Genomic DNA, 13,456 nt, shown 5'->3' with positions numbered 1-13,456 from the left:
TTAGAAAGATAGGGGTGACGAAGTGATAATTGTAAGACTAGATCGGGTCATGGCAGATCGTAAAATGACTCTAAAAGAGTTGTCGGAACGTACAGGGCTTTCTGAAGTGAACCTTTCGAAATTAAAAAATTCTCGTGTCAAAGCGATTCGGTTTTCAACCTTGAACGCCATCTGCACAGAATTGAAGTGTCAACCACGCGATATCTTGGAGTTTGTTTATGATATCTAGTGGTGAATGGGTGAGGGGTTATCGATTCGTGATACTTATTTAAAACCAAGAGGGTGATCTCTTGGTTTTTATTATATATATAAGGATAGTTTAATAATATGGATAATATTATTTATGTAGCGGTTAGAATGATTGACATATATGTTGGAATAGCATAAGGTGTTTTTGGTATATATAAGAATAAATTGTATTTTGAATGAATATTTGTTAAAATTAATCTAGAAAAGATAGAAAAGGTTGGATATTATGGCAAAAGTATTATTACTAATCATATCTGCGGTTATAATTGTTTTATCTCTATTACAAAGTGGAAAATCAGAAGGATTTACAGGCGCTTTCTCAGGCGGAAAAGGATTGGACTTATTCTCGAACACAAAAGAACGTGGTGCTGAGAAGGTTATCTCTAATCTAACAATGGGTGCAGGAATTATATTCTTTGCTCTTGTTTTGTTTATCCTAAAAACACAAGTATAGGAGAAACCGCTTAAAGCGGTTTTTATTTTTATGAGTAAATATAAAAATTATGAAGCAGTAAAGACTCAGTTGGAGTCATTAAAAGAACAAGTGTTGTTAAGTACGTTTATAGAGAGCGTAGTTGAAAACAAAAAATTAAATGTTGATGAAATTAATGAGGTACTTGAAGAAATGTCTTTGGGTAAAGAGATTGTCATCGATGGTGAAAATCTTTACTATATTGATAATGTGAAGTATGGTATTGGTTCTTTTCGTGTTGTCCGAGAAACATTTGCGTTTGCGGAAACACTAAGTGATTCATTTTATATCGGGAAAGATGATTTTAATGGAGCGCTCGATATGGATGATGTACTCTTCGAAATTAAAAGCAATGAAAAACGATTTGGGGTTGTGATTAAATCATTAAAACGAAACCGTGATGTAATTTTAGGTACGATGAAAAAAGATGGAAAAAAATTATTCTTTATTCCTTATGATAACAAAATTACATTTAAAGTTGAGTATGATCCATTGAATCATGATTTGAAGGAAAATGATCGTTGTATTGGTCGTATCACTTCAGTTGGTGAGCGCATTCATGTAGCGATTATTTCTGTGTTAGGTCAAGCGGATGAACCAGGAATGGATGTTCTAAGTGTTCTTTTTGTTTATGGCATTGATAATGAATTTAAACAAGAAGTTTTAGATGAAGTGAAGAATGTTCCGACTGAAATTGATCAAAATGAAACGAAACATCGTATGGACCATCGTGATCAATATGTTATTACAATTGATGGTGAAGATGCGAAAGATTTGGATGATGCGATCTATATGGAGGCATTAAACGGTGGATACCGTCTCTATGTCCATATTGCGGATGTTGGCCATTATGTTCAACCTCAAACTGCTTTAGATCGAAGTGCCTATGAACGTAGTTCCTCAGTCTATATGGTTGATCGTGTGGTCCCAATGTTGCCGAAAGAACTTTCTAACGGTATTTGTTCGCTTCATCCTAACGTCGATCGATTGACGATGACATGTCAGATGGATATCAGTTATGCAGGGGAAATTATTGACTATAACATTTATGAGTCTGTTATTTGTTCCAAACGTCGTATGAGCTATAAAGAGGTAAATACATCACCCGATCTTGGTGAAGTTCAAGATATGGTAAGTATGATGCTCGATTGTGCACGACGTCTTCAATACAAGCGTAATCAAGCAGGTCAAATTGGTTTTGATAGCGCCGAAAGTCAGTTTGTTATTGATCACGAAGGAAATGTATTGGATATTTTCTTAAGAGAACGTGGTGAAGCAGAAGAGATGATTGAATCCTTTATGGTTATTGCGAATGAGGTTGTGGCACAACACTGCCGTTATCAATCGATTCCAGTATTATACCGTGTCCATGAAGCACCTGACCGTGAAAAGATGCAAGAGTTAAGTCATACACTTCGTATTCTCGGTTATCGCCTTAAAGGGAATTTAGAAGAGATAAGACCTAAAGAAATTCAAAAAGCATTGAAGTATTTTGAAGGGAAACCAGAATATCCTGTTGTATCACGTCTTATGTTGCGCTCGATGACCAAAGCGAAGTACAGTCAAGAACCGCTTGGCCATTTTGGTCTCGCCCTAGAAGACTATACTCACTTTACATCTCCAATACGACGTTACGCTGATTTATTACTACACCAACGAATCAAACAATATGCTGTTAAACATGATTTTTCTAAATTAGAAAAAGATGAGCAGTTTACGATTGAAGCTGGTTTGCATGTGTCGAATAAAGAACGCTCGATTTTAGATGCAGAACGTCAAGTTGAGAAGATTAAAAAAGCTCAATTTATGTCTAATAAAATTGGCGAAGAGTATGTTGGTTTCATTAGCGGGATTAGTAATTTTGGAATTTTTGTGGAGCTCCCCAATACAGTCGAAGGACTCATCCATGTTAGAAATTTAAATGATGATTTTTATACCTTTGATGGCCCTTCACAAAAAATGATTGGTGAGCGAACTGGAAGAACATACTCAATTGGTCAAAAACTTAAAGTAAAACTTGTTTCGGTTGATGAGCTTGAACATGTTGTTAATTTTGAGATCATCGGTCAAAAGAAAATAAGTCGTCGTAAACCAAACTCAAACAAGGACAGTTTCAAGCGCAATGAACGTCCGAATGAAAAAAAATATAAAGAAAAGCGAAAGGGGCGAAGAATTAATGACCGTCGTCGCAAAAAATCGTAAAGCATTTCATGAATATTATATTGAAGATCGTTATGAGGCGGGTATTGTTCTAACAGGTACAGAAATTAAATCTGTACGACAAGGTAAGGTTCAATTAAAAGATGCCTTTATCTCGATTGTTAACGGTGAAGCCTATATTAAGGGAATGCATATCGCTCAGTTTGAACAAGGAAATCGATTTAATCATGATGAGACCCGCGAGCGTAAGTTATTGTTGCATCGACATGAAATTGAAAAACTTGTTAAAGCTCAACAACTTCAAGGGTACACAATTGTTCCGTTAGATCTCCATTTATCACGAGGTCGTGCTAAACTTGAAATTGCGACAGCAAAAGGGAAGCATCTCTTTGACAAACGCCAAGTTGAAAAAGAACGAAGTATTAAACGAGACATTGAGAAAGCGATGAAACGATAAGAAGCATTTATGCTTCTTTTTTTAAGGGGAGGAATGATTGGTTACAAATTTAGAAATGCACGAATGCTCTAGAGGATTTATTGACTTATTTCTGATTAAGTTGTACTATCAAGATAACACATGGAGGTGTTGAATATGAAACTTTGGATGATAATCTTAGCGATTGTAGTTGTAATTGCTTTGTTTGCGATTTCAGCTTACAACGGATTAGTTAAACTTCGAAATATGGTTGAGGAAGCTTTCTCAACAATGGATGTATATTTGAAAAAACGTTATGACTTAATTCCAAACCTCGTTGAAACGGTTAAGGGATATGCAGGTCATGAAAAAGATACACTTGAAAATGTCATTGCAGCACGAAATAAAGCGGTAAATGCTCAAGGTATGGAAGAACAGTTAGCTGCTGAAGGTGATTTAAGTAAAACAATGGGACGTCTATTTGCGCTTACAGAAAGCTATCCTGATCTTAAAGCAAATACAAACTTTATGGATTTGCAAGGTCAACTTAAAACGATCGAAACAGAAATTGCACAATCCCGTAAGTACTATAATGGTGTTACACGTCAATATAATATAAAACGTGAAACATTCCCTACAAATATTTTTGCGAATATGTTCGGATTTGCACGTAAACCTCTTTATGAAGTTGATAATGAGACAGAACGTCAAAACGTTAAAGTTCAGTTCTAATTGAGGGAGGTTACTCCCTTTTTTTATAAGGAGGATTCTTTTATGAAGCGTATAAAACAGTTAATATTTGCAATGGTACTCGCTCTAACATTATTCATCACTCCTTTATCAGCAAATGAAACAAGGAGTAAAGTCGCGAGCTTACCGAGTCCTAATTCTTCTGATATTCAGAATCATTATAAAGATTATGGTTTTCCAGTTGTCGGAGAATCGTTTGATATCGCTTTAGATGTCAAAGAAGATGGTCGTATAAACGTTAATATTGTATTGGATGCATATTTTCATGAACCAAGACAAGGGATTTTTGTTACAATAGCGGACCGCTATAACGATTATGATTTTGGTAATGGTCCTAAAGATTATGTATTTCCGACCTCTGACATTCGTGTGAAAAATCGTGATGTGGAGATAGATCATAATAGTGATGGTGCAGTGTTAAAAATTGGGACACCCGGAAAATTTTTACAAGGTTCTCAACGCTATGAATTTTCGTATGTGATTAACACAAGAGACTTAGAATTAGAACAAGGTGATTTGTTATATCAAAACTTAATTACACAGTACTGGGATTTTCCAATGATGAAAACTTCATTTAAAATCCAAATGCCAAAGTCTTTTGATGCAACACCCAAGTTTTATGCAACAGCGCATAATCTACCAGTGGAATACAAAGTAGATGGAACAACAATCACAGGATCCTTTAATCAACCCCTTTATCAAGAGGCGTTGAGTGTGTGGTTGGATTTACCTCATAACTATTTCGTTTTTCCAATTTTCGATAAGACCCCAATTACTGTTGGGATATCGGGCGTGTTAGCGCTAATCATGGCTATACTTTTCTTCAAATACGGTCGTGAATATCCAATTGTGGATACGGTTGAATTTAGTGCGCCTTACGGACTTTCGAGTGCTGAAACTGGATACGTTTATCGCGGTTATTCGAAGGCCAATGATATTGTCTCGTTAATCATTTACTGGGCATCTAAGGGCTATCTAACAATTGAAGAATTGGATGAAAAAGGAAAGAATATAAAATTAACAAAAATTGCTGAGTTATCGGATGTCCGCAATCGTGAAGAATTGCGTGTATTTAATGCACTCTTTAAAAATCGAGAAGAAGTGACAACGAAAGAACTCAATACAAAATTTGGGAACGTAATTAGTAATGCTACGGCATCCTTGTCACTGAGATTCAGACAGAATAAAGAAGAACGTATTTTTTCGAAATCTTCAACTGTTTTAAAAACAATCGGTATGTTTGTGGCACCCATTGGTATTGCAATCGTTTTAGCATCAGTAGGTTATGCACGTATGGGTATTGAGGATGATGCGTATATCTTTGGGATAATGGGATATAGTTTGTTTATGGTACTCGGAATTTTTGGTTATTACGCTACGTCATTTGATGGTGTTGCGGGAACTCGAAAACCTAAGAGTATGTCCCTATTGTTTATTATCATAAGCGCAATTGCGACCGTCGCATTGACCATCGCAACCGGATGGGGTTTTAAAAATCCGCTTCCAATGATCTTGGCGTATGTTTTTTTCTTAATAAGTGTTGTAAGTGTTGCGAATATGGGCCGAAGAACAAAAATCGGTTCAGAATGGTATGGACAGATTCTAGGGCTCAAGCGCTTTATTGAGGTTGCGGAGCAAAGTCGTCTTGAAGCATTGGCTGAAGAAACTCCAGAAATCTTCTATGATATCCTTCCATATGCTTATGTTCTGGGTGTAACGGATGTTTGGTCTAAGAAATTTGAATCCATTGCAATCCAACAACCGGACTGGTATATTTCATCTCAACCGAATTTCTCTACATACTATATGTGGCATTCTTTGAGTCGATCGATGAATACATTACAGGCTTCTATGGTTTCAATACCTGCACCAACTGCCTCTTCAGGTGGTGGCGGGTCATTTGGCTCTGGCGGCGGTGGCGGATTCTCCGGAGGAGGATTTGGCGGTACCGGTGGTGGAAGCTGGTAAAAGCATCTCGTAAGAGATGCTTTTTTCTTTATACTCAGGAAAATAAAATATGAGGTATAATATTAGTAATGTATATAGGGGGTTATGATGGATTTTTTTAGAGGCTATAAATTTAAAACAATTATCGCGATCATCTTTAAGTTCATTGAGGCAGTTTTTGAACTGCTCTTGCCACTTTTGATGGTCAAGTTAATTGATGTCGGAATTGTGGGCAATGATTTAAACTATATTTATAAAATAAGTGGTTTCATGCTGCTGTTTACAATTTTGGGTTATTTATCATCAATTGTCTGCCAATATTTGGCATCACAAATATCACAGCAGGTAGGAGGGCGTATTCGTCTTTCGTTGTTTGAAAAAATTAATTCATTATCACTTGGTGATACAGATTTATTTTCCAGTTCAATGCTCACAACGCGTGTTACAACGGATGTGAATCAAATTCAGGAAATGATTGCTAAGACCATTCGGCTTGCGGTTCGAGCACCCATGATTATGTTAGGAAGCCTCTATGCGCTTTACCATCTTAGCCCAATACTTGGAAAGCAGTTATTGTTTACGCTTCCTCTGTTTCTTATCGTTGTGGGTTTGTTTATGCGTTTTTCGATGGTCTATCATCTTGATGCACAGTCTAAACTTGATCAAGTCGGTCAAAAAGTTAAAGAATATCTTAGTGGTGTAAGAATTGTTCGTGCTTTTTCTCAGACTGAGAGAGAAATTAATAATTTTTCACGTCGTAATAAGTCTTTAGAACAGAAACAACTAAAAGTTGGTTTTGTGTCTACCCTATCAAGCCCGCTTACCTCGTTTATGATGAATCTCGTTCTTGTGGTATTAGTTTATTCTGGAGCACTCCAAATCAATGAAGGATTCATGACACAAGGCCAAATGGTTGCCGTTATTAACTATTGTACTCAACTTGTTATGACCCTCATCGTTTTTATGAACCTCGTGATGATTTTTGCTAGAGGGTATACCTCTAAGAAGCGCGTTGATGAGATTTTACACTTAGAGTCCAGTATGGATATATCAGGGAAAGAAGGTCTATATGCTGGTCCCTTGGACATCGAATTTCAAAATGTATCGTTTGCATATCCGAATACCAATAGAAATGTACTCAAAGATATCAATCTAAAAATCAGACCCAAAGAAACATTAGGTATTATTGGTCTCACCGGGAGTGGTAAAAGCAGTTTAGTAAAACTCTTGCCACGTTTATATGATGTGAGTGAGGGAAGCATTCAAATTAATAATCAAGATATTAAGGTTTATTCTATAGATTCATTACGAGAACATATTGGTTATGTTTCTCAAAGTGCTTCATTTCTAAGTTTGACAATGGAGGAGAACATAGAAATGGAACAGAAGCGAGATGTCGTGAGTGCACTTCATCATGCTGAAGGGAAAGAATTAATTGATAAAGGTTTAGATTTTCAAATTCAGGAAGGTGCAACGAATTTATCCGGTGGCCAACGTCAACGTCTAAGTATCGCAAGAGCCCTTGCGAAAAATCCAGGCCTCCTAATTTTTGATGATTCATTCAGTGCGTTGGACTACCTCACAGATAAGCGTTTACGTGAAAATTTAGAACGTTATTATGGGGAAAGTACCAAAATCATCATTAGTCAGCGGACGAGTTCGGTTATGAACGCTGAAAATATTATTGTGATCGATAACGGCGTCATCATCGCACAAGGAAACCATCAAACGCTTCTAGAGAGCTGTGATTTATACAGACGCATCAACGCATTGCAAGAGGAGGGAAATGATGAGAAACAATAAAAAACTTCTTTTGTTATGTGTCCTAGCGAGCATCATTTCGAGCTTCGCCTTGGTTATAACTCCATATTTCCTAGGAAAAGCCATAGATGGCATGGTGGGATATCAAAATGTCGATCTCCAATTTGCCACAAAAATGTTAAGCTACACCGCGGTGGCGTATTTTATGCACTTTATTTTGAGCTGGGCGACAAACCGTATGGCGAATCGTTTTTCAGTTCGATTCGTATCAAATTTGCGAAGTGATCTCATGAAGAAAATTACGCACTTACCAATTTCATTTATTGATCAACATGCGCATGGAGATCTTCAAAATTTATTTGTTATGGATAGTGAACTGATTATTGATGGAATGTATCTTTTGTTGACACAGTTTTTAGGTGGTGTCTTCGTAGTCTTGGTTGCAGCTTATTACATGATTCGTATTAACTTAGTAATGAGTCTTGTGGTATTTGTGATGGTGCCAATCGTTTATTTTACCTCGAAATTAATTTCTCGAAAATCGTTTGGCTACTTCCAAAAACAACAAGAGCTTTCCGGGAAACTTAGCGGTAAAACCTCTGAATTTGTAGACAATTATCATCTTGTGCTTACAAGTAATTACAAGAACCAAGCCATTCAAGAATTTTCAAATATTAACAATGAACTAAACAAGGTTGGTGAAAAAGCACAATTCATGTCTGCATTAACCAACCCGACAACTCGATTAATGAACAACTTATCCTATGTTTTATTAGGATTAACGGGCGCTTTCGGCGTATTAAATAACACCCTTACAGTAGGGTTGATGACAAGCTTTTTGAGTTATTCGATGATGTTCTCAAAACCGTTTAATGAATTCAGCGCAATTATTTCGCAAATTATTGCAGCGAAAGCAAGTTATCAGCGGCAACAAAAGGTTTTTAACGAAACAAACGAAGTAGATTGTCTTCAAGAAACAAAATTAGAAGGAAAGACAGTTGCATTTGAAGATGTTAATTTTTCATATGATGGAAAACATACCATTATAGAAAATCTTAATTTACAAATAAATCCTTTAAGTAAAGTTGCGATTGTCGGTCCTACCGGTGCGGGGAAATCGACACTGCTAAATTTATTGATGCGATACTATGATGCAGATTCCGGCTCAATACTCATTGATGGATTAGAAGTAAATGATGTGTCTCGATCAAGTATTCGTCAGACGATGTCAATTGTCTTACAAGATCCGTGGCTGTTTGAGGGTACAATCCGTGAGAATATTTCTTATGGCAATGAAAAAGCGACGGAGGAAGAAATTATTCGTGCGGCAAAACAAGCGGGATGTCATGATTATATTATGTCACTTGATGGTGGATACGATGCCCCTATAAAACTGGGGTCACAAAATATATCTTTAGGTCAAAAGCAACTTATTACAATTGCGCGTGCTCTTTTAATGGATGTTCCAATCATTATACTCGATGAGGCAACAAGCAGCGTTGATGTTGTAACGGAACGACATATTCAAAATGTCTTCACCCAGATCATGAAATCTCACACAACATTTTTTGTAGCACATAGACTTTCAACGGTAACAGACTCAGATATGATTCTTGTTATGAAATCGGGAAGGCTTGTCGAACAAGGGACACACGAGGAACTGATGGAACTTAGAGGCTTTTATTATGAACTCTACACGAGTCAGTACTGATGTGAAGTTATGTGACAATCTTATGAATATATTTAATAAAAACACAAAATATGATATTCTTATAGACAGTCATGAATATTCACCGATAGCGTGATATAATTAATGAGAATAAGGAGGTTCTTATGCCATTCGCCTTAATAACATTTCAATCAATTATCAATAGTTTAAAGGCTATCGTAGACTTTTCAATTATTTGGGTTTTGGTTTATTACATTCTGAGAATTGTTAGAAACAACTCTCGAACTGTTCAAATTTTCAAAGGTATCGTATTAATCATTGCGATGCGTTTTGTTGCTCATAAACTAAGTCTCACTACATTAAAAGCGCTACTCGATCTATTGATTCAATATGGATTCTTGGTCGTAGTCATTATTTTTGTACCAGAAATTCGAGCAATGTTGGAACGACTCGGGAAAACATCTGTTTTTTCTGCGCTCCATTCTTTATCAGGTAATGAAAAGGAAAAACTTGTGGATGAACTTGTGGATGCTGCAACAGTGCTAGCTGAACGCAAAACAGGTGCACTTATCACACTAGAACAAGGGCATTCATTAGCGGATTATATTAAAACAGGAACTCCAATTAATTCATCCGTTACTTCTGAACTTTTATGTTCAATTTTTGTTACGTCGACGCCTTTACATGATGGTGCTGTAATTATTCAAGGGGATCGAATTGCATGTGCATCTGCATATTTCCCACCAACCGCTCAAGATTTACCAACGCGCTATGGTGCACGCCATCGTGCTGCAATTGGATTAAGTGAAGTTACCGATTCCGTAACAATTATTGTTTCTGAAGAGACAGGGACAATTTCAATTGCTGAGGGTGGAAAACTTCGCGAAATGGATGCAGCAAGTCTTCGAGAGTATCTCAATTTGTTAATCCAAAATAGCGAAAAAGAAGTAAGTCAAAGCTTAGGTGCTCATCGTAAACAGCGTAAGTTTAACTTATCAAAATTAAATGTTGATCCTATTAAGATTGAAAAAGTTGATAGCTCAGATTTAAACCTTAAATCAACTGAATCTGTAGAATCAAATGCTGAAAAGAGAGACTTTTCAAAATTAATGGGTATTTTCAAAAAGAAACCTAAAGATAACGATGCTAAAGATAAAACTGGAGATGACGCTAAAGCTGTAATAGGTAGCGAAACCAGTGCTCCTCAAGAAGATGAATCAAAAACGTCCGAAAATGTGGATCCCGTAACGACCGTAGATGATACGAATTCATCCGATAAACTAAACGATGAAGGAGGTGAGCCAAATGAGTCCGAAGAAAGATAAAAAGAATAAAAAATTTGATTCTGAGGATAAACTTGAGCTTGCGCAGATTATCGCAGAACGATCTGAAAAAATTACGAATCTAACGGAATCAGTCGGCGATGCATTTTTACGCGTTTTACGTTGGTTAAGTGCATGGTTTGACCGTATTCTCTTTAACCCTCGACACGCTAAACTTGTTGCGTTTGCAGTCGCATTGCTTATTTATTTTGCATTCAATGTTTCTGCTTCAACACCATCACCTGTGAACCAAGCACGTCAAATTCCAGATGTCCCAGTTGTTGTAAAATATAACTCTGAAATGTATGAAGTTGTGGACTTTGATGAAAAGGTTGATGTGATTGTGTTTGGGGATTATAGTGATATATCAATGGTAAACCCACAAAACGATCTTAAGGTTGAACTTGACTTAAGTGGACTTGCAGAAGGTACACATCAAGTAAATTACAAAACAAATATTACGTCTGCACGAATTCGAACAACGATAACACCAGCCTCTGCGAATGTTACAATTCGAATCAAAGAGGCAAAACGTATGACCTTAAGTACAGAATTTGTAAACCAAAATAAACTCGGAAGCCAATATGTCTTAGGTACTCCTGAGCTCGAAACACAAGATGTTACAATTAAAGCCTCGAAAGAAACAATGGCTCAAGTTGCCTTTGTAAAAGCATTGATTGATGTAAGTGGACAAACTGAACAGTTCACAACAGACGCAGAAATCGTTGCATACAATCAACAAGGAGAACGCTTAACAACTGTTGACGTACTACCGAAGACTGTCAAAGCGAAGGTAGATGTAACATCACCGAATAAAACAGTTCCGATTAAACCCGTCTTCCAAGGTGATATTCCGGAAGGTAAGGCAATTGCATCGCTATCGATGGATAATGAAGCGATGACAATTTACGCACAGCAATCGGTACTTGATAGTATTGAAGAAATTAAAGTTCCAATTCAAGCGAGCGGTTTAACAAAAGATACGAAACTCGTTCATAATATTAGTCTTCCTTCAGGAGTCCGTCATGGTACGGTTTCAAAAGTTAACTTTGATATCAAACTCGGTGAAGGGGAAACTAAGAAATTTGATGATATTCCAATTCTATTTGTTCATAATGTCAACCAGTTAAAAATCTCACCAGGTACTTCGGGTGATCAAAAGACTGCGACAACAACATCTCTAGAAGTATTTGGAACCAAAGAAAATATTGAGAAATTCAAACCTGAGAACGTTAAAGTATATATTGATATGCGTGACATTGAACCAGGTGATAATCAAGAAGTGAAACTTTATGTTGAGTATAACGATCCAACATCGTCACTCTACTCAGTTAAATCAACAAAAGAAACGGCAGTATTTAGTTTTAGAAAATAAGAGGTAAGTATTTATGGGTAAGTATTTTGGAACAGACGGACTTCGCGGTAAAGCGAATGATGCTCTGAGTTTAGATATTGCAATTAAAGTGGGACAATACTTGGGTTACTCGTTTAAAGGGCAGAGAATTGTAGTTGGACAAGACACAAGACTTTCGTCAGGAATGTTCGCAAGTGCAATTGCTGCAGGGGCGACATCAATGGGTGCTGATGTATATCTACTAGGTGTTTGTGCTACACCGGCACTAGCATATGCAGTAAAAAACGAAGGCTTCGCAGGAGGTGTAATGATTTCTGCGAGTCACAATCCTTACTACGATAACGGTTTAAAATGCTTTGCTTCGACGGGTATGAAAATATCGGCAGAATTAGAAGAAAAAATTGAGGCATACATCGATGGTGAAATTTCCATCGATGTTGCCCAAAGCAATGAAATTGGACGTGTAGTGGAATTTCCGGAAGGATTAGAAACATACATTCAATATCTCGAATCTTTAATTGATGTGCGATTTGATGGATTAAAAATTGTTCTTGATACCGCAAATGGATCGGCTGTATCTTCTGCGGAAAGACTGTTTAAAGATTTAGGCGCTCAGGTGACTGTGATGAATAATAATCCGGATGGGATTAATATCAACACGGAATGTGGATCAACACATCCCGAATCATTGCAAGCAAAGGTCGTAGAGTTAGGAGCAGATATGGGATTTGCTTTTGATGGTGATGCAGACCGCTGTTTAGCAGTTAACCATAAAGGTGAAATGGTTGATGGTGATGAAATCTTATTTATTCTTGGTCGTTTCTTTAAATCAAGAGAGCAACTTAAAGAAAACACAATTGTATCAACTGTTATGGCAAATTTAGGGTTTTTAAAATCATGTCAAAAATCGGGTTTGAATGTAATTACTACAGACGTTGGTGATAAGCATGTTTATGCATCGATGAATGAGAATGATTTTAAACTTGGCGGAGAACAGTCGGGACATATTATTTTAAAAGACTATGCGACAACAGGTGATGGTGTACTTACAGCACTTGTTATTGCGGAAGTAGCATCAAAAGCTGGAAAAACATTAGCAGAGCTCGGTTCGGAATGTATTCGATTCCCACAACTTCTTCAAAATGTTCGTGTTAATGATAAACAAGCAGTTATGAACCATGAAGCTGTTAAAGAAGCAGAGCAACGAATTCATCATGAACTTGGTGATGAAGGTCGTTTGCTTCTAAGACCTTCAGGTACAGAGCCACTTGTCCGCGTCATGGTTGAAGCACAAACAGATGATTTGTGTGAACACTATGTCAATGATATGATTAATGTAATCAATAACATTGAGTAA

The 13,456-nt window shown here is 36.9% G+C and carries 11 protein-coding genes; all 11 read left to right on the top strand.

The window, feature by feature from the left end:
* Positions 1-22: 22 nt before the first annotated feature.
* The 11 genes from EPJ90_RS01725 (at position 23) to glmM (ending at position 13,456) form a co-directional block, all read left to right on the top strand.
* Entirely contained in the window at positions 23-229 is a 207-nt protein-coding gene (locus tag EPJ90_RS01725) for a helix-turn-helix domain-containing protein (protein WP_013852454.1), read from the top strand.
* Positions 230-475: 246 nt separating this feature from the next.
* Positions 476-703 carry a preprotein translocase subunit SecG gene (secG, locus tag EPJ90_RS01720; RefSeq protein WP_125163795.1) on the top strand — a complete coding sequence of 76 codons (228 nt, stop codon included), beginning with the start codon at positions 476-478 and terminating at the stop codon, positions 701-703.
* Positions 704-733: 30 nt separating this feature from the next.
* Complete coding sequence (rnr, locus tag EPJ90_RS01715; RefSeq protein WP_200542496.1) at positions 734-2,923, top strand: ribonuclease R; 2,190 nt, start codon at positions 734-736, stop codon at positions 2,921-2,923.
* Positions 2,898-3,338: an SsrA-binding protein SmpB gene (smpB, locus tag EPJ90_RS01710; RefSeq protein WP_237558307.1), complete on the top strand. Its 441-nt coding sequence runs from the start codon at positions 2,898-2,900 to the stop codon at positions 3,336-3,338. The genes rnr and smpB overlap by 26 nt, the downstream gene beginning before the upstream one ends.
* A gap of 135 nt (positions 3,339-3,473) precedes the next feature.
* A complete protein-coding gene (locus tag EPJ90_RS01705) occupies positions 3,474-4,028 on the top strand; it encodes a LemA family protein (protein WP_161637231.1) in 555 nt (184 codons plus the stop codon).
* 42 nt (positions 4,029-4,070) lie between these two features.
* Positions 4,071-6,014 carry a DUF2207 domain-containing protein gene (locus tag EPJ90_RS01700; protein ID WP_200542495.1) on the top strand — a complete coding sequence of 648 codons (1,944 nt, stop codon included), beginning with the start codon at positions 4,071-4,073 and terminating at the stop codon, positions 6,012-6,014.
* 87 nt (positions 6,015-6,101) lie between these two features.
* Positions 6,102-7,796 (top strand): ABC transporter ATP-binding protein, encoded by a 1,695-nt coding sequence (locus tag EPJ90_RS01695; protein ID WP_161637228.1) that lies wholly within the window; start codon positions 6,102-6,104, stop codon positions 7,794-7,796.
* On the top strand, positions 7,783-9,465 hold the full coding sequence (locus tag EPJ90_RS01690) for an ABC transporter ATP-binding protein (RefSeq protein ID WP_200542494.1): 1,683 nt from the start codon (positions 7,783-7,785) through the stop codon (positions 9,463-9,465). Before EPJ90_RS01695 ends, EPJ90_RS01690 begins: the two co-directional genes overlap by 14 nt.
* Positions 9,466-9,587: 122 nt before the next feature.
* Complete coding sequence (cdaA, locus tag EPJ90_RS01685; RefSeq protein ID WP_125163791.1) at positions 9,588-10,748, top strand: diadenylate cyclase CdaA; 1,161 nt, start codon at positions 9,588-9,590, stop codon at positions 10,746-10,748.
* Positions 10,729-12,120, top strand: a complete 1,392-nt coding sequence (locus tag EPJ90_RS01680; protein WP_161637224.1) for a CdaR family protein — start codon at positions 10,729-10,731, stop codon at positions 12,118-12,120. Before cdaA ends, EPJ90_RS01680 begins: the two co-directional genes overlap by 20 nt.
* A gap of 13 nt (positions 12,121-12,133) precedes the next feature.
* Positions 12,134-13,456: a phosphoglucosamine mutase gene (gene glmM / locus EPJ90_RS01675; protein WP_161637222.1), complete on the top strand. Its 1,323-nt coding sequence runs from the start codon at positions 12,134-12,136 to the stop codon at positions 13,454-13,456.

This window comes from Erysipelothrix sp. strain 2 (EsS2-7-Brazil) (assembly GCF_016617655.1).
Lineage (GTDB): Bacteria > Bacillota_I > Bacilli_A > Erysipelotrichales > Erysipelotrichaceae > Erysipelothrix > Erysipelothrix piscisicarius.
This window is presented reverse-complemented; position numbering and strand designations above follow the sequence as displayed.

What these genes read in the sequence shown, in the direction of transcription:
- secG (WP_125163795.1), top strand. Translation starts at nt 476, where the DNA reads ATGGCAAAAGTATTATTACTAATCATATCTGCGGTTATAATTGTTTTA.
- rnr (WP_200542496.1), top strand. Translation starts at nt 734, where the DNA reads ATGAGTAAATATAAAAATTATGAAGCAGTAAAGACTCAGTTGGAGTCA.
- smpB (WP_237558307.1), top strand. Translation starts at nt 2,898, where the DNA reads ATGACCGTCGTCGCAAAAAATCGTAAAGCATTTCATGAATATTATATT.
- EPJ90_RS01705 (WP_161637231.1), top strand. Translation starts at nt 3,474, where the DNA reads ATGAAACTTTGGATGATAATCTTAGCGATTGTAGTTGTAATTGCTTTG.
- EPJ90_RS01700 (WP_200542495.1), top strand. Translation starts at nt 4,071, where the DNA reads ATGAAGCGTATAAAACAGTTAATATTTGCAATGGTACTCGCTCTAACA.
- EPJ90_RS01695 (WP_161637228.1), top strand. Translation starts at nt 6,102, where the DNA reads ATGGATTTTTTTAGAGGCTATAAATTTAAAACAATTATCGCGATCATC.
- EPJ90_RS01690 (WP_200542494.1), top strand. Translation starts at nt 7,783, where the DNA reads ATGAGAAACAATAAAAAACTTCTTTTGTTATGTGTCCTAGCGAGCATC.
- cdaA (WP_125163791.1), top strand. Translation starts at nt 9,588, where the DNA reads ATGCCATTCGCCTTAATAACATTTCAATCAATTATCAATAGTTTAAAG.
- EPJ90_RS01680 (WP_161637224.1), top strand. Translation starts at nt 10,729, where the DNA reads ATGAGTCCGAAGAAAGATAAAAAGAATAAAAAATTTGATTCTGAGGAT.
- glmM (WP_161637222.1), top strand. Translation starts at nt 12,134, where the DNA reads ATGGGTAAGTATTTTGGAACAGACGGACTTCGCGGTAAAGCGAATGAT.